Raw genomic sequence first — 22,199 nt, forward strand, 5'->3', positions numbered from 1 at the left:
CATGTGAGGTGCGGGCGAGCGGTGCGGCGTGGCCTTCAGCCGACCACGGCCCAGCGTTCGGCCTTGGCCAGTTCGGGATCGGTCTCGAGCGCGCGGGCGCGGTCCGTCATGCGGGCGTTGTCGGTGGCGGCGCCGTGCAGGCAGGCGCGCAGCAAGGTGGCCTGGCGCAGGTCGGCACCGCTCAGGTCGGCGTGGCGGAAATCGGCGTAGGTCAGCTCGGCCCCGGTCATGCTCGCGCCCGCCAGTTGCGCCTTCGCGAAGTGGCACTGGTACAGGTCGGCCCCGTCGAAGCGCGCACCCTGGAACTGGCCCGCCGTGAACAGCGACTGCCGTAGCTTCGCGCCTGTGAAGTTCGCCTGCGCGCCCTGCGCCTCGCAGAACAGCACGTGGCTGCCGCTGGCGCGCGAGAAATTGGCGCCGCCGACCCGCGCACCCTGGAAGTTGCACTGCTGGATCGATGTGCCGGAGAAGTCCGCGCCGCTCAGGTCCGCCGAAGAGAACTGGCAGCCGTCGAGCACCAGCCCCACGAAGGAGCGGCCGGGCATCGCACTCTGGATGAAGGCACTGCGCGTCATGCGGGCGCGGGCCCAGGTCAACTGCGCGAAGTCGCACTGCAGCACCGTCGTGTGCTTCCAGTGGGTGTCGTCGGCGTTCACGTCGAGCAGGGACGTCTCGGTGAACGTCGCCGCCTCGAGGTCGGCGCCGGCCAGGCTGGCGTGGTCGAGCTTGCAGCGCGACACCGTCGCCATGCCGAGCCAGGCCTGCCCCAGCTGGGCATGCGCGAGCGCGCATTCGCTGAAGGTGGCGTTGTGCAGGTTCGCGCCGCGAAAGTCCGCGTGGTCGAGCTTGCAACGGTTGAACACGGCGCGGCGCAGGTTGGCGCCGCTGAACATCGCGCCGTCGAGCGTGCACTGGTCGAACACGCTCTCGCGCAGGTCCGACTCGCGAAAGTCCGCGTCCTGCAGGTCGGCCTGGGTGAACACGCCGCCGCCCAGGAAGGTGCGCGCGAACTGGCCCTTGCGCAGGTTCAGGCCGTCGACCGGTTCGCCCATGCTCAGGGCAAAGGAGAGCGTCTCGGCTTTCACAGCGGTCGCTCCGCGGCGTACTGCGCCTGCTGGTCCGGCGACAGGCGCGGCCAGGTGCGCACGCGCTCGAGCAGGGCGCCGTCGAAGCGCACGTCGCCGTCGAGCCTGGTGCGCGACAGGTCGGCGCCGAACAGGTTGGCCTGGCGCAGGTCGGCGCTGCGCAGGTCGGCATGCTGCAGCACGGCGTCCTTGAAGCTGGCGCCCGCCAGCCGCGCGCGGGACAGCCCGGTGCGGCGCAGCAGCGCGCCTTCGAGGTTCGCCAGCCGCGCGTCGCAGCCGTCCAGCTGGGCCAGCGACAGGTGCGCGCCCATGAGCTGTGCCTTGACCAGCTTGGCGCCGCGCAGGTCGACCTCGGCCAGGTTGGCGTTCTTCAGGCTGGCCTGCGACAGGTCGGCGCCCGCGAGCGAGCAGGCCTTGGCGAACACGACGCCGTCGAGCTGCGCGCCTTCGAGCCGCGCGCCGGCCAGGTTGCATTGCAGGAACGTGGCGGCGCCCAGGCGTGCGCCGCGCAGGTCGATGCCGCCCAGGTCGCACTCGATGAAGTTGCTGCCCGAGAGGTCGGCCTCGGTGAGCTGCAGCCCCTGCAGCTTCAGCTTGTAGAAGAGCGACTGCGCGCCCTGCACGCGGCTCCAGTCCGCCACGCCCCAGGTGGTGTCGAGCAGGTGCGCCCCCGCGATGCGCGCGCCGCGCAGCTGCGTGCGCGCCAGGTCGCAACCGCTGAGCATCGTGCCGGCCAGCGTGGCATCGTCCAGCACGGCACCGGCCAGGGTGGCGCGCCCGAGGTTGGCCGCCGTGAAGTCGGTGCCGATGGCCACGGCCTGGTCGAGCTTCGCATGGGCCAGCACCGCCTGCGCAAAGCAGGCGCCCGACACATTGGCGCCCTGCAGGTTGGCGCTTTCGAGCCAGGCGTCGGTGAAGTTCACGTCGCGCAGGTCGAGGGCCGACAGGTCGGCGCCCGTGAGGTCGATGCCCGGCAGGTTGCGCAGCCCGTGGTCGAGCATCCACTTGAGCTGCGTGCGGCCGTCGGTGGCGGCCTGGCCTTGCAGCGCATACGCAGGCGGCTGCAGATGGGCACTTTGCAAATAGGCGGCGCGTTCCGCTGCTTCACGCTGGCCCAGCTTGCGCTCAACGGCGGCAGGGTCGAACACGGCGCCCTGGCTGCGCTGGGCCATCAGCTCGGCCATGTGCAGGTCGGCGTTGTAGCGCGGCGGTCCGCGATGCGCGAGCTTCTTCAGGTCGACCTTGCCCGCGTCTTCCAGGTCCATGGCGCGCTTCAACTCGTCGACGATGCGCTCGACGCCGGCCCACTGCTGCACCCGCGCTTCCTCGCGCTTGGCCTTGATGTAGGCCGGCAGTTCGGCCAGGGGCGGCGTTTTTTCCGGCGGCGGCAGCTGCAGGCCGAGCGCATCGGGGTCCTTGCCCTGCGCGGCGGCGGCTTCGCGGGCGAGCTGGATTTCCATCTCGGCACGGCGGCGCTGCGCGTCGCCTTGCAGGCCGTCCATCTGGAAGGCCTCCTGGACCTGCTCGCTCGACGGGTCGGTCATGTCGATGCCGCCCGGCAGCAGGTCGGTGTCGTTCAAGGCTTCGATGCCGCCGTCCACCGGGTCGCTGCGGCGCGCGAGCACGTCCACGTAGTGCGCGTCGTCCTTCGCTTCGCCCAGGCGCTCCACGCCGCCGAGCACGGCGGCGATGTCGGAGCCGTCGTCCTCCGCGCACTCGGCCATGCCGTGGAAGACCAGCACCATGCGCTGCGCATGCGGAAAGAACCAGACGGTCGTGAGGCGCATCGGCACTTCGCGCAGCTTCTGCTGCGGTGGCGCGCCCTTGCCGCCGGCGAGGTTGTAGTTGACGAACATCCGCACGCGCAGCGCAGGCAGCCGGCCTTCGATGCGACTTTGCGTGGGATGCAGGTTGTCCAGCGCAAAAGGCTCGTCGCCCTTCAGCGGCGCGGCCAGCCACTGGTCGCTGGGGGCGAGGTTGAAATGCTTCCAGTCGAGGTCCGGCGGAAAGCCGGGCGAATGCGCCTGGAGGTAGGTCTCGTCGTAGGTGCCGCGGTAGGCCACGCGCTGCGGGTGCACGGTGTCGAGCGGGCCGAAGCCGGCGGGAATGACTTCGGAGCGCGGCGTGAGCACGCGCGAACGCGGCAGCTCCAGGTTGGGCAGCCAGCGCCGCCCCTGGGTCTCGACACGGCCCGCGCCCACCGCATTGAGCGGGTAGTCGGGGCCGCCGTAGGCCTTGTCCCAGGTCAGCGGAATCGGTGCGACGGCGGCGGGCGGCACGGCCTTGGGCGCGTCGCCGTCCCAGTAGCGGTCGGCAAAGGCGAGGATGGTCTTCTCGGTGCCGCCCAGGCGCACGCGCACGGCGCAGCCCTGCGTGGCCTCGGGCCCCGGGTACGCATGGCCGTGCACCAGGAATTCCGGCGTGAGCTTGGCAATGCCCTCGTCGAGCATCGGCACCGCCATCTCGCCGGCCACGAAATTCCACAGCGACTGCTCGCCCCAGATCCGGCCGCGGTCGCCCTGCTCGAAGGGCACGTGCAGGAAGCCGCTCAGGCACAGGCCGAAGCGCTTGCGGTACTCGACCGCGCGACTGAGCAGCCCCAGCGACAGCGGCTTGTAGACCTGCATCAGCCGCCTCCCGATCCGCCGCCTGATCCTGATCCGCCTCCCGATCCACCACTTCCTGAACCACCACCCGACGGGCCGGGCGCAGGCGGCGCGGTCGGCGGCGTCGGCTGCGTGGGCGCCGCCCGGGGCGCCTCGTGCGGGGCCGGCGGGCCCGGCGGCGTCGCGACGGTGGCCGGCAACGCGGCATCCCCGGCGGCGGCTCCGATGCCTGCGCCGATCAGCACGCCGCCCGGTCCCAAGGCAGCGCCGCCGACCACGGCACCGATGGCCGCGCCCGCACCGGCCCGGCCCTGCGCCAGGCGACGATCGGCCGCCGACGCCATCTCGTTCAACTTGCTTTGCAGCACCGGCATGTCGTCGAGTTCGGCCGCCGTGTCGCGCAGCGCCTTGGCCGCGTCGGCATATTGCTGCAGCGTGGCGGCGACGCCGGAGACCCCCATGGCCGCGGCGCCCAGCCCGGCCAGCGCCGACACCGCCACCATCGCGCCCGCCGCGGCGCCGCCGCCGGCACCGGGGTTCACGACCTTGATGCCGGTCGAGTCGATGTCGAAGGCCGACAGGCTCAGGTCGAGCGCGCCGATGTTGCCCATGCGCAGGCCCGCGCAGTTCTCCATGCTGATGGCCAGGGCGTTGTCGATCGAGGCGCCCATGAAGTTGCCCATCTGCAGGCCCAGGAAGGTGCTGGTCGCCAGGCCCATGTTGGCTTCGTTCGACATGCCCAGGTAGCCGCTGCTGTTCGATCCGAGCACGGTCGTGTTGGAGCCGGTCGAGGTCTGGTTGATGTTCGCGTACGACATCAGGTCGACATCGCCCGCGCTCACGATCTTGATGCCCGAGGTGGCCGCGATCATGTGGCTGCCGCCGCTGGTGTCCTTGCGGTCGGCGGCCGAGGCGACGCTGATGTTGCCCGAGGCCCCGATGCCCAGCGTGCCCACCGCCATGGTCACGGGACCCGAGGTGAGCGCCAGCGAAGCCGAGTACTGCGTCATGGCGCCCGTGACGTTGGTGTTCAGCGTCTGGCCGATGATCATGTCGACCTTGCCGGCGATCTGGTTGAACTGGCCCTTGTCGCCGACGATGTTCTGCTGGTGCTGGCCGATGTGGTTGTACTGGCACCAGGTCACGTTGGTGTGCTGGTGCTGGTGAATGATGTTGCGCTGGTCCTTGTCGACCTCGCGCTTCTCGTTGCCGATGGTGTGGACCGTGCGGTCGTTGTCCACCGTGATGCTCTGGTCGTGGCCCACGGTGATCGAGTCGTCGACCTCCACGGAGCGGGACATGTTGCGCTCGGCGTGGATGTTGACCAGCTCCTCGCCCTTCTTGTCCTCGAACATGATCTCGTTGTAATTCGCGTTGCCGCCGCCCGGCGTGGAGCGCGTCTTGAAGCCGCTCTGCGTGGCCGACTTGTACGGGATCGGCTGGTCGTCGTTGTAGACCCGCCCGACGATGATCGGCCGGTCGGGGTCGCCGTTCATGAAGTCGACGATCACCTCCTGGTGGATGCGCGGCGCGAAGTAGCCGCCCCAGCCCTTGCCGGCCCAGGGCTGCGAGACGCGGATGCGGCAGGTCGACTTGTCGTCGCGCTGGTCGTAGCGGTCCCAGTGGAAGTGCACCATCACGCGGCCCATCTCGTCCACGTCGTGCTCCTTGCCCTTGCCGCCGACCACGATGGCGCTTTGCGGGCCCGGCATGGTCACCCGCGGCGTGAGCCGCGGCGGGCGGAACGAGGTCTTGGCCGGCAGCGCCGTGATCAGGAAGGTGCCGGTGCCGCGCGTGGCGCTGCGCAGCGCCGGCGTGCTGCGGATCATCTCGACCAGCGGCGCCAGGCAGTCGACATTCACCGCGTCGGCCGCGATGGCCTCGCGCAGCACTTCTTCGACGGGCTGCGAGGCGGCCTCCTGGCCCAGGCCCTCGTAGCCCGGGTGGGTCACGGCGAAGATGCAGCCGCCGATCAGGTAGTCGCCGTTGCGCGTGCCGTCGGGGTCGCCCTCGAGCGTGAAGCTGCGCCCGGCCGTGACGTCGGGCCAATGCGTGATCGCCCAATGCAGCTGGCGGCGCGCCATCATCTCGTCGGCGCGGCGCGGAACGACCACGTCGGATTCCTTTGGCTTGAAGTACCCGCCGGGGTACTCGAAGACCTCGAGGCTGGACAGCTCGTGGTCGTCTGCCACCGTCGCGGTCGGCTTGAGCACGCGGTTGATCGCCTTGTAGTCGGTGTCGCGCGAGGCGTAGGTGCCCGACTGGAACTGGCGCGCGCTGACCCACTGCTCGAACTCGTTGAAGCGCGCCTCGCCCGCGCCCTTGGGCATGAAGCGCATCACGCCGGACACCGGCAGCGAGGCGTGCGCCATGTCGCTCGCGTCGGACAGGCACATGGTGCCGGGCGTGTCGTGCGCGTCGAACCAGTAGTAGATGCCTTCGTCTTCCAGGATGCGCGAGAGAAAGCTGAAGTCGCTTTCCTGGAACTGCACGCAATAGCGGCGCGGGTCGTGGGTGGCGATCACGCCGTCGACGTTGGTCTTCTTGATGCTCGTGATGGGGCTGTCCTCGAACACCGCGTCGAGCACCTCGAGCACCGGCTTGTCCTGCAGGATGCGCGAGTTGATGCGCTTGGTCAGCAGCCAGAACCACGAGCGCAGGCTGATGCGGTACTCGAAGTAACGCCCGATCTGCGCCATGCGCGTGAAGCGCACGGCATGGCCCTTGGCGTGGCGTTCGTGCTTGCCCTCGTCGGCATCGAAGAACTCGATCACCACGTCGAAGGCCCGCCCGAGGATGTCGCTGGCCGAGATGTCCTCGCGCGCCGACAGCACCGTGAGCTCGTAGCTCGACGGCCGCGCCAGCCCCTCGTGTCCCACGATGCGCCAGAACTTCAGGTCGTCGTTGGCGGGGGAATCGCTGTCGATGCGGAACTCGAGGTCGGCCATCTTGTGTCTCTGGAGGTTGGGGCGTCCGGTCAGAAGGTGTGAATGAACCCGGCGTGGCCGAGCAGCCCGCCCAGGCGCGCCCCATCAAGGCGCAAAGCGCAGCCATAGCTCGGGCTATGGCGAGCATTTGCAACGCAGAGGGGGCGTGTCTGGGCGGGATGAGCGGTCATGGCGGGTTCGTTCGCACCTTCTTAGTCGAACGCGTAGGTGAAGTCCGCGTCCTTCACGTCCAGCGCCACGCGGCGGATCTCGCCGCCCGAGGCCAGGCGTTGCAGGTACTCGACCGAAATGGTGGGCAGCACGGTGTTGGTGAGGATCGCGTCGATCACGCGCCCGCCCGACTCCGGGTCCTGGCAGCGCGCGACCACCTGCTCGATCACCGCCTCGGTGTATTCGAAGGGCACGCCGTGGTTGGTTTCCACGCGCTTCTTGATGCGGCCCAGCTGCAGCCGCACGATCTTCTTCATCATGTCGGGCGACAGCGGGTAATAGGGAATGGTGACGATGCGGCCCAGCAGCGCGGGCGGGAACACCTTCATGAGCGGCGCCTTGAGCGCATCGGCCAGCGCGTTCGAATCGGGCAGCAGCTCGGGGTCGCGGCACATGCTCATCACGAGCTCGCTGCCGGCGTTGGTGGTCAGCAGGATGATCGTGTTCTTGAAATCGATCATGCGGCCCTCGCCGTCTTCCATCCAGCCCTTGTCGAAGACCTGGAAGAAGATTTCGTGCACGTCGGGGTGGGCTTTTTCCACTTCGTCGAGCAGCACCACGCTGTAGGGCCGGCGGCGCACGGCCTCGGTCAGGATGCCGCCCTCGCCGTAGCCCACGTAGCCGGGCGGCGCGCCCTTGAGCGTGGAGACGGTGTGCGCCTCCTGGAACTCGCTCATGTTGATGGTGATGATGTTCTGCTCACCGCCGTACAGGGCCTCGGCCAGCGCCAATGCGGTCTCGGTCTTGCCGACGCCCGAGGTGCCGCAGAGCATGAAGACGCCGATGGGCTTTTGCGGGTTGTCCAGCCGCGCGCGCGAGGTCTGGATGCGGCGCGCGATCATTTCGAGGCCGTGCTTCTGGCCGATGACGCGCTGGTTCAGCGTGTCGGCGAGCTTGAGCACCGCTTCGACTTCGTTCTTGACCATGCGGCCGACGGGAATACCGGTCCAGTCGGCGACCACCGAGGCCACGGCCTGCTCATCGACCGACGGCAGGATGAGCGGCGACTCGCCCTGCACCGCGTGGATCTTGGCCTGCAGTTCGTGCAGCTCGGCCAGCAGCGTGGCGCGGTCGGGGGCGGCCTCGGCGGCGGCTTCACCGGCCGCCGGTTCATCGACCGGCTTGTTGCCCGCGCGCAGCTTGCTGCGCAGTTCGAGCAAACGATCGACCAGCCCCTTCTCTTCCTGCCAGCGCGCATTCAGCGCCTCGAGCTGCACCTTCGATTCGGCCAGCAGCGTGGCCACGAGCGCGGCGCGCTTGGTCACGTCGATGCCGATGGCTTCTTCGCGGCCAATGATCTCCTGCTCGACCGTGAGCCCTTCGATGCGGCGCATGCAGTCTTCGACTTCAGGCGGCGTGGCGTGCTGGCTCACAGCCACGCGCGCGCAAGCGGTGTCCAGCAAGCTCACGGCCTTGTCAGGCAACTGACGCGCGGGAATGTAGCGGTGCGAGAGCTTCACGGCCGCCTCGATCGCCTCGTCGAGCAGCTGCACGCGGTGGTGCTTCTCGAGCACGCTGGCCACGCCGCGCAGCATGAGGATGGCCTTGGTTTCGTCGGGCTCGGGCACCTGCACGACCTGGAAGCGCCGCGTGAGCGCCGGGTCTTTCTCGATGTACTTCTTGTACTCGGCCCAGGTGGTGGCGCCGATGGTGCGCAGGTTGCCGCGCGCCAGCGCCGGCTTGAGCAGGTTGGCCGCGTCGCCGGTGCCGGCCGCGCCGCCCGCACCCACCAGCGTGTGGATCTCGTCGATGAACAGAATGATCGGCGTGGGCGAGCTCTGCACCTCGTCGATCACCTGGCGCAGGCGCTGCTCGAACTCGCCCTTCATGCTCGCGCCGGCCTGCAAGAGGCCGATGTCGAGCGTGAGCAGCTTCACGTCCTTCAGCTGCGGCGGCACGTCGCCGCGCGCCAGGCGCTGCGCGAAGCCTTCCACCACCGCGGTCTTGCCCACACCCGCCTCACCCGTCAGCAGCGGGTTGTTCTGGCGGCGGCGCATGAGGATGTCGACGATCTGGCGGATTTCCTCGTCCCGCCCGGTCACCGGATCCATCTCTCCCTTCTTGGCTTTCTCCGTGAGGTCGACAGCAAATTTCTTGAGGGCATCGCCCTTGCCCATGGCGGCCGGCGCCATCGCGCCCGAGTCTTCGCCGGGTGCGCCGCTGCCCATGCCGGTGCCGTCCTGGGCACGCATCTGCGCTTCAGGCGAGGCGTCGCAAATCTTCGGAAAGTTGTCGGCCAGGTCTTCGACCTTGATCTTCTCGAACTGCTTCGACAAGCCGAACAGCGGGTTGCGCAGGCTCTGCGTTTTCAGCATGCCCACCAGGATGTAGCCGGTGCGCACCTGCGCCTCGCCGAACTGCAGCGTGGCGTAGGTCCAGGCGCGCTCGATGGCGTTCTCGATGTGCGGCGAAAAATCGCTGATGGCGGTGGCGCCGCGCGGCAGGCGGTCGAGCGCGGCGGTCATGTCCTTGGCGATCACCGACACGTCGAGGCCGTAGTGCTGGATCACGCGGTGCAGGTCGGAGTCCTGCGCCTGCAGCAGCTGGGCGAACCAGTGCTCCAGTTCCACGTACGGGTTGCCGCGCATCTTGCAGAAGACGGTGGCGCCCTCGATGGCCTTGTAGGCCAGCGAGTTGAGTTTGCCGAAGAGGGCGGTGCGGCTGATTTCACTCATGGAGGACTCCGTATCTCATCTAGACGATTGGCGAGGGGGTGGTTTGAAACGCCGGGGCCGAACGGCGCGCAATGCGCACGTCGGCCGCGTCGCGCGCGCGGGGTGCCGTGCCGAGCCACGAGGCCCAGCCCAGGCGCGGCGCGTTGCCCGCGCGCTGGCCAAGCCGGGTGGGCGGCACCTGGGCCTTGTCGAGCACCAGCTCGGCGTCCCATTCGAGTTCGTCGCCCAGGAGCTGCTGCATCCAGCGCTGCAGCACGGGGCGTGCCGGTCCGATGGGCAGGAACATGCGGTACTGGTCGAGCGTGAGCGGCCCCAGGTGCAGGCGCACGCGGTGCTGGCGGTCCCAGGCGCGCGTGCCGAGCATCGCGCCCATGCCCATCGCGCGTGAACTCTCGCCCTGCCCCAGCCGCGTGACCTCGTCCGCGGGCACGCGCATCCAGTGACCGACCCAGCGCTCCAGCGTCACGGGCACGCCGAAGTAGCTGCACAGCACCGACGCCACGCCCTCCACGTTGTGCACACGGCGCGCGAGCCAGCCCGAGAAGTGCAGCCGCGCGTCGTCATGGATCTCGTCGCGCCCGATGCGCCCCGGCGTGCCGATGCCGACCAGCGCGCCGACCTGCAGGCGGAAGCGGTCTTCGCCCGGCCGGTCGAGCGCCACGGCGGGGCGTGCCTGTGCCCACGCGCGGTAGAAGTGCAGCGAGAAGCGGTGCGAAAAGCTGTCGAGAAAGGCCAGCCAGGTTGGGTCGCCGTGGTTCAGGCTGCGCTCGCGGATGAAGTCGCTCAGGTGCACCGGCAGCGGACCGTTGGGGCCGATGTAGCCGAAGAAGTGCTGGCGCAGGCGCGGCGGCGAGGCCTCGGTCGCGCGCTCGAAGCGGCTGAAGCTGGCGGGCGCGAACGAGAGCGACGGCTCCTGCCCCACACGCACCGGTTCGGCACTGGGCAGCAGCGCGCGGCCCCAGCGCGGCGTGGTCTTCGCGACCGACTCCAGCCGGCGCATCACCGCGAAGTAGTCGTACGCCCAGGGATCGCTCGACCAGGCCTGCACCGCGGCATCGACACGCGCGCGCGCACCGACATCGGGGATCGCCGGATGGACGCGCGCTACAGAATCTGGCGCGTCCCGCACAGCGGCCTCCAGCGCATCAGCTCGCCCTTGCCCGACAGGCGCAGCACGGTCTCGACGAAATGGTTCACCTCGACATGCCGCGACAGGTAGCGCGCGAGCACGGCGCCGAACAGGAACACGCTGTGGCCGTGGAAGGCGTCCTTGTCGACCTCGAGCGTCACCTCGAGCCCGCGCCCGAAGGCGATGGGCCCTTTCATCGGCAGGCGGCGCGCCACCGGCTGGCTCTTGACCGACAAGAGCCCGCGCACCTGGCCCTGGCGCATCTCGTCGGCATGCACGGCATAGAGCATCAGCGTCTCGCGCAGTGCCGCCGCGCCCTGCTCGGGCGTGCTGTCGGACAGCGAGAGGTAGTTGAGTGCCAGGTGGTCGATGACGCGCCATCCCAGGCCCTGGCTCACGACCGGCGACACCGGGCGCGAGGGGCCGCGCACCATGCGCGCGCGCTGCACGGGGAAGGACTCGACGCAGTCGAAATCGTTGTCGCGCCCCATCGGCAGCAGCAGCGGCAGGTCGCGGTTGGTGCACAGCGCCGTCACCGCGAGCTGGCGCAGCGCGGCCGGGTACGGCGCCTGCTGCGGATCGACGATCTGCAGGTAGACCTCGGAACCGATGTGGCTGCTGCGATGCCCTTCGGTGCGCTGGCGCACCGACAGCATGCGCGGCTCGCGCGTGGTCGTGAAGTAGGCCGGGTGGTTGTGGCGCGCGCCGTGGAAGGCCGAGTAGAACGGGCGGAACGCCTGCTCGACCGCCGCGCTGTCGGTGCCCGGCGCGCCGTGGCCGATGACCTCGGTGACGGTGTGCACCTCGAAGTCCTGCGGTCGCGTGCGGTCGGGCAGCAGGTGGAACTGGCTCACGCCTTCGGTCAGCGGCACGCGGTCCAGCCGCCGGCTGAACAGGTTCACGGCCGGCACGCAGTGCAGCTGCACGTTGTCGGTGCCGACCAGCTTTTCGAGCGCCGCATCGCCGCGCGAGAACAGCAGCACGATCTCGATGTCGGTGACGGGCATGGCGGCGAGCAGCGGCTGCAGGCCCGCGATGCGCGCGAACTGGAAGCGCGGCGCAAAGGCGAAGTACTCCTGCAGCAGCCGGAAGCCCGAGAAGCCGGTGGCGGTGACGGGCAGCAGCGCCTCGTCGTCTTCGAAGCCCACGGCCTGGATCGCCGACGGCGGCAGGCTGCGCGCCTCGCCCTGCAGCGCACCCGAAGGCGCGAGCGGGCGCACCATCACGCCCACGGGCTGGCCGAGCGCGCACTCGTGCAGCTGCCAGGCCACGTCTTCGCTGCCGCCGAAGTGCAGCACCAGGTCGTCGAGCGCGAGCTGGCTGAAGTTCAGCCCCGCCGTGGCGCGCAGGCCGATGCGCAGGCCGCCGCGGATGCTGCGCGCCTGCGGGTGCGTGCCCAACGGCAGGTCGGGCGCGTAGGTGAAGTACTGCGCGCGCTGCACTTCGATGGGCCACAGGCGCAGCGCGCTCGCGGTGCGGAACTCGCAGTGCGTGTTCTGGCCCACGGCCTGGCGTGCGCGCAGGCCGCTGCCGCGCGGCAGCGTGGGGCCGATGGCCAGGTTGGCGTCGTCGGGGTCGGGCGCAAAGCTCACCACGGCCATCGCGGGCGTGGGCGCCAGGAAGTTCGGGTAGACGATGTCGAGCAGGTGCCCGGTGAAGCGCGGGTACTCGGCATCGAGCTTGAGGTTGACGCGCGCCGACAGGAAGGCCGTGGCCTCGATCAGCCGCTCGACATACGGGTCGGCGACCTCCTGCCCTTCGATGCCCAGGCGGTGCGCGATCTTCGGAAAGGCGCGCGCGAACTCGGAGGCGCTTTCGCGGAAGTAGCGCAGTTCCTGTTCATACAGGGTGAGAAGCCGGGGGTCCATGCGGGGGACTTATCTCGGGCTTTGGCTCACGTCCTCGATCTCGATGCGGCCTTCTTCCAGATCAACACGGCTGCGCATCAGGAACTCCAGCGGCACGGGTTGCGCCCAGAGCATGCCGCGGATCTGCAGGCCGATGCTGTTGTGGGAGTCCAATGCCGAGCCTTCCATGACGAGTTCCACTTCGAGAGTGCGGGACAGGATGCGTGGCTCGAACTGCAGGATTGCGTTCTTCAAAGCCTGTTCCATGCTGACACGCTGCACCGACGAGGTGAACTGGCCAGACAGCATAGGCAATCCGTAATTGATGACGGAGCGCGCGGCGTTGGGGTACTGGCGGTCGTCCATCTGCAGGCCGAAACCGGTGGCGTTGAACAGCCAGCTCAGGTCGCGCAGCACGGCCTGGCGCAGCGCCTGCTTGGTCAGCGTGCGCTTGTCGTCGCCCTCGCGCTTCTCGTCGGGCGCGTGGTCGACGAGCCGGTCGAGCAGCGAGGGCTGCAGCCGCTCCTGCGCGGCCGGCGCGTTGGCATCAGCCACCGCCGCTGCTTTCGCCGCCCTCGGCCGCGTCGTCGGCGGCGGGCGTGAAGAGGATCTCGCGCACGTCCATCAGCGCGTACTCGCCGGCATCGCTGCCGAGCACGCGCTGGCCGTAGCCGGCCCAGACCTCGGGGCGCAGCTCGCGCCAGTCGGTCTTGCGCGCCAGGCGCAGCGCGCCGTCGTCCTGCGCCTCGGTGCCTTCGTAGCGCGTAGGAATGAGCGCCAGCGTTTCGCCGCCGTTCTCGAACTGCAGGTGCGCGGGCATCCAGACGCAGTCGCGCAGGTCTTCGGGCGGCTCGATCTTGATGTGCGCCAGCCGCGCGTAGGGAATCCAGTAGTACTTGCCGTTGACGAAGGCCTCGAGCACCGGGCCCAGGCGCATGTCGGCGTCGGCCAGCCATTCGAAGGGCGCTCCGTCGATGGTGCCGGCGATGGCGGGCGCGCCGTCGAAGGCGCGCTGGCGCAGGTCTTCGGCCAGCCCGCTCTCGCCGCGGCCTTGCCGCAGCAGCGATTCGATGAGCAGTGCCAGCCATTCATCGGGCTGGCCGAAGATCATCGGCGTGCGCGTGCCGGCGAACACGTCGGCGCGCAGGCCTTCGCAGCGCACGGCCTCGCCGTACACCTGCTTCATGGGCACGGCGAGCGCGTCGAGCTCGGCCGCGACGGTGAGCTGGTTGAGCGCGCGCTCCCACTGCCCGAGCACGCACAGCAGCTGCGCCATGAAGACGCGCAATTTGGCGTCGGCGGGCTTGGCGCGCACCTCGTCGCTCAGGGCCTGGAGGGCGCCTGCCGGGTCGGCGGACTGGAGCAGCGCGGCGGAAGCGGTGGTCATGGTGAGGGCTCCGTGAAGGTCGTCACTGGGTGGCGGTGATGGTGGCGGTGCGCACCGCGCCGCGCAGGCCGGAGTGCTGCTGGGCGGCCGACTTGATCTCGACCTTGCGGCCGGCGAACACCGTGACCTCGCGCGGCTGGCGCGGACGCCCGCCCGTGAGGATGGCCTGGCTGACCACGCGCGCGTCGGTCAGCACGATCTCGAGGAAGGGGTCGGACACCATGTGGTCGCCGCTGGCGCGGTAGACGAAGATCGACACCTCGAGCTTGTCCTCCTGGCTCGCGAGCAGGCTCGAGATGGAGGCGGTGGCGGCGTCGCACTCGCGCACCACCACCAGCGGGAAGATGCGCACCTTGCCCTTGGTGGAACCGGGCGGCGCGGCCACTTCCATCTGGTGGCAGTAGCCGCCGATGTCGATGAACTCGATGCCGCGCTCCGACTCGCCCTTGACCTTGGTACCGCGGCTGTCGATCGACATCATGAAGTCGTTGGCGGTCTCGCCCGCAAGCAGGTCGAGCATGCGCAGCAGCTCGTCGGGGTCCAGGATGCCTTCAGCGGACAGACTCATTGCAATCTCCTTGAGAAAAAATTCCGGTCATCAGCGCACGGGCGCCTCCCCGGCCGACCAGGACACCATGGCGGCGAACAACGGCCGCTTCTGAGGATGGGGTTGGCCGCGCAGCCGCAGCTCGGCCATCGGCGATTCGGCAACGCCCGAGCCGAACAGGCGCGGTGCGCTCTGCGGCGTGGCGGGCATGGCAAACACATACAGGCGCGCACCGGCGCCGGCGAACCAGGGCAGATCGAAGCGCTTGGCGGCGGGCGCCTCGCGCGTGCCGCGCTCGAAGCGGTTGCTGTCGCCGGGGTCGTCGGGGTACACGGCGCGCAGGCCGCCCTGCGCATCGAGGCCGGCCACCACGAGGTCGACCGAGTGGCCGCTGGTGTTGCGCACCTGCAGCGCCGCGCGCTCGCCGGGGCGCAGCGCCAGCGCCGGGCCGGCGGCGCGGCGTGCGGGTTCGCTGCGCACCAGCCGGTCGCCGTTCCAGATTTCGAGCACCGCGTCGAAGCCGTCGAGCGGTGTGTCGTCGGCGCCCGCGCCCAGTGCCTGCAGCTGGTTCCACCACTTGAGCCGGGCCAGCGCCTCGAGGCGCCGCTGCACGGCGGCGCTGTCGGGCAACAGCTCGGCGCGGCCCGCCGCGTTGCCGCCGAGCGAAGGCATGAGCAGCTCGAGGCGCTGGCCGCCTGCGCCCAGGTCGGTCCAGCGCACGTCGGCGGTGCTGTCTGCGTCGGCCGCGAGCACCGAGGCCGGGTAGTCGAGGTTCAGGCGCGGTGGCGGCTGGCCGCTGTCGCTGCGCACGCGCAGCGCGATCGCGGGCGGCGGCGCCAGCGGCGAGACGCTCCAGGTCGCCGCGCCCGACAGCGCGCGCAGCGCTTCGGGCACCGGCAGGCGCGCGCTGTCGAATTCGGCCTGCGCCAGCGCGGCCTGCGCGCTGCGCACGGTGCCGTCCTCGCGCGTGGCCAGCACGCGCAGCGTCTGGCGCGGCTGCAGGCCGTCGATCTGGCCGGCGGGCACGGTGAGCATGTCGCCGCTGCGCTGCGCGCGCCAGACCGGCTGGGTCGAGGCCGCGGCCACGCTGTTGGCGAACAGCCGGCCGTCGAGGTTGCCTTCGGCCACCGGCGAGGGCAGCTCGCGCGTGGGGAAGCGCTGGGCGAGCTCATCGATCACTGGCGGATAGAGCGCGAGCACGCCATCGAACAGCTCGCGCCAGGTGGCGGGCTTGCGCTCCAGCGCACCGGCCACGGCCCAGGTCAGGAGGCCCTGCGGGCGCGCCGCGCGGCTCTGGCGCGGCAGGCGCAGCTCGGGCGTGATCTGGTGGCTTTCGGAGGCGTAGAAGGCGACGTAGCGGGCGCGCGCCACGCGGGCGACGGCGGGCGGCGTCGCGAGCGATGCGGCGGCCGGTGGCGGGCCGGCACGCAGCTGCGCGGCGCGCAGGCCGCGCCAGCGCACCTCGTCGTCGGGCGGGCCTTCGGCGGTGGCCGGCACGGCGGCGGCTGCGGCGCCGCGCGTCATCGAGGTGGCGGCGCAGGTGTCGAACACCGACCACACGAACACGTCGCGCGCAAGAAAAGCCTGCACCCAGGCGTCGAAGTCCACATCGCGCACGCCGCCTGCGAGTGCGCTGTCCGCCCCGATGGCGCCGCGCACATCGCGCGCAAGAAAGTTTTCGGCCAGGCCGTCGGGCTCCTGGTAGCGCTTGGTGGTGTCGCGCCAGCGTGTGCCGTGGCCCGAGAAATACAACAGCACGAAGTCGCCGCTCTTGGACTGCGCGAGCAGGCGGCCGAGTGCGGCGTGGATGGCCTGCGCCTCGGGCAGCGCGGCACCGGGCACGCCGTCGGCCAGCACGGCGATGTCGGTGGCGGCGAAGCCCTGCTTGAGGAGCGCGTCACGCATCAGCGTGACGTCGTTGCGCGGCGCCTGCAGCCACAGGGTTTGGGGCTGGTTGACGAGTTCGGAGACGCCGACGAGCAAGGCGCGTGGGGTGGCGAAGGCAGCGCTGGCGCAGAAGAGCAGCGCCAACATCAGGAGCACCTGCCCGATGGGTACGCCGCTTGCCCCCACCCCTGCCCTCCCCCGGAAGGGGAGGGAGACAGACGGGGGCAGCGCGGCACGTGTCATGGCTGTTCCGAAGCCGGCCCGGCCGACGCAACCAAGGGCGACGACGCGAGCACCGACAGGCCACCCACCGGATCGGCCACGCGCAGACGCCAGACGCCGTTGGCACCCGGCCCGCCGACCACCTCGGCCGACATCGTGCGCAGCAGGCGATCGGCCTCGTCGATGCGCACGCCCTCGTTCCAGCGCACGACCAGGTTGGCCTGCGCCGCGACCGGCGCCGTGGGTACGGAGCGAAAACGCACCTCGTCCTCTTCCGCAGTGCTGCGCCCACCGATGAGCCCCACGTTCTGGATCACCGCGAACAACGCCACCGCAGCAAACGCCGGGCGCGCCCACCCTTCGGCGCCGAACCAGCGGCGGATGCTGCCCCACCAGCCGTCTTCAGGCCGCGGCTGCGGCCGGGCGGGCGATGGCGACGGTGCGGCGGGGGTGTCGTCCTGCGGCTGCGCCAACGCGCGACCGAGCTGCAACCCCGCATCGCGGTACAGCGCCTGGTAATCGGTGCGCGGGTCTTGCGGGCCCAGCGGCGTGCCCGAGAGCACCGAGAACGCACCGCCCACGGCACGCAGCGCAATGCGCCCCGGCTCCGGTGCAATGGCGGACGCCGCGTGCGCGGCCCATTCGTCGTGCACCGCGCGGATCGCGGCCAGCCGCGTGGCCGACACCTCGCCGAGCACGCGCGCGGCCAGCTGCGGGCTGGGTTCGAGCGTGAGCATGTTCCAGGCCTGGACCACGCCGAACATCGGCTCGAAGGGCTCGTCGTCGGGCTCCAGCAGCACGTCGAAGTCGGAGGCCCAGTCGGGCTCACCGGCGGCCATCCAGCCCTGCCAGAGGTCGCCGTGGATGCAGCGGTCGAGCAGCACGCCGAGCAGGCGCCCGTCGTGCACCACGCTCACGAGGCGGCCCGGCGCCCAGCGCGCGGTGAAGGCGCGCCGGGCGACAGCCTCGCGGCGCCGGGCCAATTCGGTCAAGGGCAGCAGCAGGTCCGACACGCCGGGCGTGCCCGCGCTGCCGTGCGGCATCGCGACGGGTGCAGCGTCCGGCGCGGCATCGCCGGGCGGCGCGCCGGTTTCGAACGCATGGCGGATCACGCTGAGCGGGGGCCAGAGGTCGGTGGTCATGGCGTCTGTTCCTGAATGGCTATGTCTTCAGACATAAGACGCTTCAGCCCCGAGGATTTTGAAAACCTGCAGGATCGCCGCCATGTTGTCGGCCTCGATGGCGATGCCCAGGGTCTGGCCGATCCAGCTGCCGATGCGGGTCTGCGCATAGCCAGCGCCCAGCCCTTCGCGCTTGTGCACGAGGCCCAGCCGGCCGGCGCGGTAGTGGTACGAGGCGATGGCGTGGCGCGAGGCCACGCCCGACAGTCCGCCCTCGGCCTCCTGTCCGAAGCCCTCGCACAGCAGGATGCGCTCGGGCTCGGGCAGCCCGGCGATGAAGGCGCGCGCCGCCAGCTGCACGGCCTGCGCGCTGAGGCCGTGCTCGGCCAGGCAGCCGTCGAGGTCTTCACCCGGGCCGAGTTCGTCTTCGAGCTGGGCCTCGGTGATCTGGTCGCCGATGGAGACTTTGCGGCGAAACGAACTGGCGCGCGTGCAGTCGATGAGGTAGCGGCGGAAGTACGCGCACAGTGCGAAAGCGGTGGACGGCGCGCTGTGGCCGGCGCGCTCTTCCGACTCGTCGGGGTCGGCGTCGAGCCGCAGCACCTTCACGTAGATGAACTGCGCCACCAGCTCCTGCCGCCCCTCGCCCAGCACCTGCAGCTCGGGCGGATTGCAGGCCACGAGCGCGTCGCCCACGATGCGGTACATGGTGCCCATGTCGTCCGAGGACAGCGTCTGCCGGCGCCGCCAGAGGCGGACGAGTTCAGAGCTCTCGGCGGACGAAAGGGTTTCCTGCATGAAGGGCCAAGGGGTTCGAGAAAAGTGAGGTCAGTCGTCGACGCAGACGCCTTCAGAAGGAACCAGGCATTGCGGCAGGTTCGCACCCACCGGGCCACCGCGCGTGCGGATCGCACCCGACACCGCGGCCTGCGCCACGGCCAGGCCGCGCGGCAGAAGAATCCACAGCTGCCCGCGCTCCTTCATGCGGCGCGCGTTGGTGGCGGCCTGCTGGCCGTTGCCGAAGAAGTAGTCGGCCCGCACCGCGCCGCGGATGGCACCGCCGGTGTCCTGCGCGATGGTCAGGCGCTGCATGGGCGCGCCGCTGCCGGGCGTGCGCGTCGACACGAACACCGGGTAGCCCAGCGGCGTGCTGCGCGGATCGACCGCGATCGAGCGGCCGGCCGACAGCGGCACGCCGAAGGCGCCCACCGGGCCGCCCGCGGGCGAGGTCGATTCCTTGAAGAACACGTAGCTCGGGTCCTTGATGCCGGAGCCGGTCACCGCGCCGGCCGTGCGACGGCCCGGCACCACCACCGCACCGCTGGCCGTGGGCCGCGCCAGCGTGAAGCCGCGCGTGCGGATCACGCTGTTGTCGATGGCGCCCGTGTCTTCGTCGTCGCCGTCGTCCAGCGTCAGCTCCAGCGAGCCGCCGCGCACCTTCACGGCGCTGCGCGGCTTGCCGTTGGCGGCCTGCGCGATGGTCGGGCGGAAGGGCTGGCCGTTCTGCTCGGCGTAGGCCACGCGCACGATCTCGCCGCTGGGCAGCTTGATGCGGCCCGAGCCCTGGATCTGCATCTCGTACAGCGCGGTGGCGCTGCTCACGAAGGCCAGCACCTTGGCGTTGGGTGCGCCCTTGGTCTCGATCTCTTCGCGCGTGTAGTACGGCAGCAGGCGCTTGCCGTCGATGCGCAGGCGCACCTTGCGGTCGAGCGTGTCGCGGGTGATGGCCGACAGTTCGAGCGCGTACAGGCCCGGTGCGCCCATGTCGCGCGTGCTCAGGCCGGTCTGCACGATCACGTTGCGGCCCTCGACCTTCGCGGCCACCGTGGCGCTGCCGGCCGGGAGCTTGCGTGCATCGACGAACAGCATGTCCTCGGGCTGGCCGTAGACCGGGTAGATGAACGGCGCGACGTAGGTGCGGCTGCCGGCGATCTCGGGCTCGAAGTAGCCGGTGACCACGCCGTCGGGCTTGCGGTCGTCGTCGCGGATCTGGTACGCCGAGAACTCGCTCTCGAAGAAGCCGCGAATGGCCTGCGTGCTCTTGCCGTCGACCTTCAGCGCGCGGTCGCACACGTCCTTCCACTCGGCGCCGCGGCCGTTGAGCACCTTGCAGCTGCCCAGAAACGCCGGCCAGCTTTCCGAGAAGTCGTCGCGCGCCCAGCCCGGCACGGCGTCGAAGCCGACCGAGGTGTAGGTGGCGAGCTGGGTCGAGAAGGTGCGCGCCTGCCCGGCCACGCTGCCGCCGGTGGGACGCGACGCGGCGGGCGCCGTGTCGGTCGTGGTGGGCGTGGTGGCGGCCGTGCCCGTGGCGGACGGCGGCGTGTTGGCGCAGGCGGCCAGCAGCACCAGCGCGACCACGGCGGCCGTTCGGCAGAGGGGAAGCGCGAAGTGCGGCGACGGTGACGTGTGCATGAAAGTCTCCTGGTCGTGGTCGTGGAATGGGGGCCGAAAGCGGCCGACGCTCTACAGACGATTACTTCTCGACGATTTTGAAATTCGCGACGCCATAGACGTCGTTGCACGGCGGGGCGCCCGGCACGCACACCGGTTTGCCCAACAGCGGCGACGGCCCGGTGCCGCGCGTGGCTTCGAGTGCCGCGAGCACCGGCAGCGGGAACTGCGGGAACACGCCTTCGTTCTGCACGCCCGAGGCGCCGAAGTCGCGCTCGTGCTCGCTCACGAGCACCGCGAACTGGTTGGTGCCGGCCGGCCCGCCGGCGTCCATCGGCCACGAGGCGCGCGGCAGTGCCAGCGCGGCGTTGGCGGTGATCTTGTTGTACTTGTCGAGCAGGTTCGGGAACAGCAGGAACATCTCGCCGCCGCTGGACAGCAGGAACACGTAGACGAAACCGTCGCGCTTGCTGCGCACCTCGAAGGCCAGCTTGTCCTTGCCGATCGCGACCTCGGCTTTTTTCGGCGTGGCCGTGACTTCGAAGCCCGGGGCGGCGCCTGCCGCGAGCGATTGCAGGGATTCGGCGGGGGTGCGTGGTTTGGGAGGCGGCGGTGGAGGAGGTGGCGGCGGGGCCTCGGCGACCTGGGTGGGGGTGTCGGATGGGGGTGCGGGTGTGGCGGTTTGCGCCGTCTTGCCGGCATCGCCTTCGCTGCCCGAGCGGCCGAGGAACCACCATCCGCCGCCCGCTGCAACGACCAGCACGGCGGCGGCGACGGCGCCGAGGACGGCCTTGTTGCTGCCACCGCCCTTGCTGTTGTTAGCAACAGGTGCCTTGGCGGCGATCGGCTTCGGCATGTGGGCCGTGCCGATCACGGTCGGTGCATCGGCACCCGACTGACTGCTACCTCGTGCACCCGACGGCGGCACGGTGCGCGGCGTGGGCGCGATGCTGTGGCCGACTTCGAGACCCAATGACGCGCGCAGCTCCGCCATCGATTGCGGCCGCGCCTCGGGCCGCACCCCCAGGCCCGCATCGATCGCTGCGAGCAGCCGGTCGCTGTAGCGCTGGCGCAGGATGTCGTTGCCCGCCAGCGGCACGTAGCTGTCGGACAGCAGCCGCGCCACCGAGGGCGGCGGTGCCCGGCCGCACACGGCGACGTGCATCACGGCGGCGAGCGCGTAGACGTCGGTCCACGCGCCCTGCGACATGTCGGGCATCTCGGCGTACTGCTCGATGGGCGCGTAGCCGGGCTTGAGGATGACGGTGATCGCCTGCGTCTTGTCGGTGATCACGCGGCGCGCGGCGCCGAAGTCGAGCACCACGGGGCGGCCGGAGCCTTCGAGCAGGATGATGTTGTCGGGGGCGATGTCGCGGTGGTAGCAGTGGGCGTTGTGCATCACGGCAAGGGCTTGCGTGACGCCGTCCATGATGCGGGTGAGCCAGGCTTCGTCGACGCCTGCGGGGATCGCTACGAGTGCCTCTCGCAAGGTGTCGCCCTTGTAGAAGGGCATGACCATGTAGGTGGTGCCCTTTTCTTGCCAGAAGCGGTAGACCTTGAGGAGCGAGGGGTGGTCGAACTGGGCGAGCAGGCGGGCTTCGTTGATGAAGCTGCGCATGCCTAGGTCGAAGGTTTCTCTGTGTCTTTCTGACAAGGGGACTACGGTGCCGTCTTGCTGTCTTGTGGAGAGCGAGGTGGGGAGGTATTCCTTGATGGCTACTACGCGCTCCAGCGTGTGGTCCCAGGCCTCGTAGACGACGCCGAAGCCGCCTTGGCCTACGACTCGGGTGACTTCGAATTCGGCGAGGCGGCTGCCTACGGGGAGGAGGCCTGCGTCGTGGGTTGAGGTTGCTGGGCTGGTGACGGGGGTGCCTGAGGCTGTGGTGAAGCCGCCGCCGGTGATGACGGTGGCGCCTGTGTCAGCTTCGCTGGTGGATGGCACGGGCCGTGAGACGACTCGGGTGCGGTCGTCTTCCGGGGGAAGGGCGTTGTCGGTCATTGACCTGCTCCTGCTAGGTGAACGCCGTTTTGGGTTTGCTTTCCGGGGCCGGGTCTCGGCCCGGCGGCCGACCTACTTTTCTTTGCTTCGCCAAAGAAACGTAGGCAAAAGAAAGGCGACCCTGCTGTCTGCGTCCCTCCGCTTC

General features: G+C 70.2%; 14 protein-coding genes. All 14 read right to left on the bottom strand.

Going from position 1 to position 22,199, the window contains the following annotated elements:
- Positions 1-35: 35 nt before the first annotated feature.
- Complete coding sequence (locus tag AC07OH_RS31600) at positions 36-1,085, bottom strand: pentapeptide repeat-containing protein (RefSeq protein ID WP_495303319.1); 1,050 nt, start codon at positions 1,083-1,085, stop codon at positions 36-38.
- Positions 1,082-3,712: a DUF2169 family type VI secretion system accessory protein gene (locus AC07OH_RS31605; RefSeq protein ID WP_495303320.1), complete on the bottom strand. Its 2,631-nt coding sequence runs from the start codon at positions 3,710-3,712 to the stop codon at positions 1,082-1,084. Before AC07OH_RS31605 ends, AC07OH_RS31600 begins: the two co-directional genes overlap by 4 nt.
- The gene (locus tag AC07OH_RS31610) at positions 3,712-6,639 is read right to left on the bottom strand and encodes a type VI secretion system Vgr family protein (protein ID WP_495303321.1); all 2,928 of its coding nucleotides are present in this window, start codon (positions 6,637-6,639) and stop codon (positions 3,712-3,714) included. The genes AC07OH_RS31605 and AC07OH_RS31610 overlap by 1 nt, the downstream gene beginning before the upstream one ends.
- A gap of 191 nt (positions 6,640-6,830) precedes the next feature.
- Complete coding sequence (gene tssH, locus AC07OH_RS31615; RefSeq protein WP_495303322.1) at positions 6,831-9,524, bottom strand: type VI secretion system ATPase TssH; 2,694 nt, start codon at positions 9,522-9,524, stop codon at positions 6,831-6,833.
- A gap of 19 nt (positions 9,525-9,543) precedes the next feature.
- Positions 9,544-10,653 (bottom strand): type VI secretion system baseplate subunit TssG, encoded by a 1,110-nt coding sequence (tssG, locus tag AC07OH_RS31620; protein ID WP_495303323.1) that lies wholly within the window; start codon positions 10,651-10,653, stop codon positions 9,544-9,546.
- Positions 10,629-12,521: a type VI secretion system baseplate subunit TssF gene (gene tssF, locus AC07OH_RS31625; protein ID WP_495303324.1), complete on the bottom strand. Its 1,893-nt coding sequence runs from the start codon at positions 12,519-12,521 to the stop codon at positions 10,629-10,631. Before tssF ends, tssG begins: the two co-directional genes overlap by 25 nt.
- Before the next feature lie 9 nt (positions 12,522-12,530).
- Entirely contained in the window at positions 12,531-13,055 is a 525-nt protein-coding gene (gene tssE / locus AC07OH_RS31630) for a type VI secretion system baseplate subunit TssE (RefSeq protein ID WP_492683710.1), read from the bottom strand.
- A complete protein-coding gene (locus tag AC07OH_RS31635; RefSeq protein WP_495303325.1) occupies positions 13,048-13,887 on the bottom strand; it encodes a type VI secretion system accessory protein TagJ in 840 nt (279 codons plus the stop codon). Before AC07OH_RS31635 ends, tssE begins: the two co-directional genes overlap by 8 nt.
- A gap of 22 nt (positions 13,888-13,909) precedes the next feature.
- Positions 13,910-14,455, bottom strand: coding sequence for a type VI secretion system tube protein Hcp (locus AC07OH_RS31640; protein ID WP_489062713.1), 546 nt, complete (start codon positions 14,453-14,455; stop codon positions 13,910-13,912).
- A gap of 30 nt (positions 14,456-14,485) precedes the next feature.
- Positions 14,486-16,468 carry a caspase family protein gene (locus AC07OH_RS31645; RefSeq protein WP_495303326.1) on the bottom strand — a complete coding sequence of 661 codons (1,983 nt, stop codon included), beginning with the start codon at positions 16,466-16,468 and terminating at the stop codon, positions 14,486-14,488.
- Positions 16,469-16,560: 92 nt separating this feature from the next.
- Complete coding sequence (locus tag AC07OH_RS31650) at positions 16,561-17,685, bottom strand: hypothetical protein (RefSeq protein WP_495303327.1); 1,125 nt, start codon at positions 17,683-17,685, stop codon at positions 16,561-16,563.
- 27 nt (positions 17,686-17,712) lie between these two features.
- Entirely contained in the window at positions 17,713-18,462 is a 750-nt protein-coding gene (locus AC07OH_RS31655; protein ID WP_062482983.1) for a hypothetical protein, read from the bottom strand.
- Positions 18,463-18,492: 30 nt separating this feature from the next.
- Positions 18,493-20,076, bottom strand: a complete 1,584-nt coding sequence (gene mltA / locus AC07OH_RS31660; RefSeq protein WP_495303328.1) for a murein transglycosylase A — start codon at positions 20,074-20,076, stop codon at positions 18,493-18,495.
- 61 nt (positions 20,077-20,137) lie between these two features.
- Positions 20,138-22,054 carry a protein kinase domain-containing protein gene (locus AC07OH_RS31665; RefSeq protein WP_495303329.1) on the bottom strand — a complete coding sequence of 639 codons (1,917 nt, stop codon included), beginning with the start codon at positions 22,052-22,054 and terminating at the stop codon, positions 20,138-20,140.
- Positions 22,055-22,199: the final 145 nt, after the last annotated feature.

This window comes from Variovorax sp. GW821-FHT10C12, from assembly GCF_059415405.1.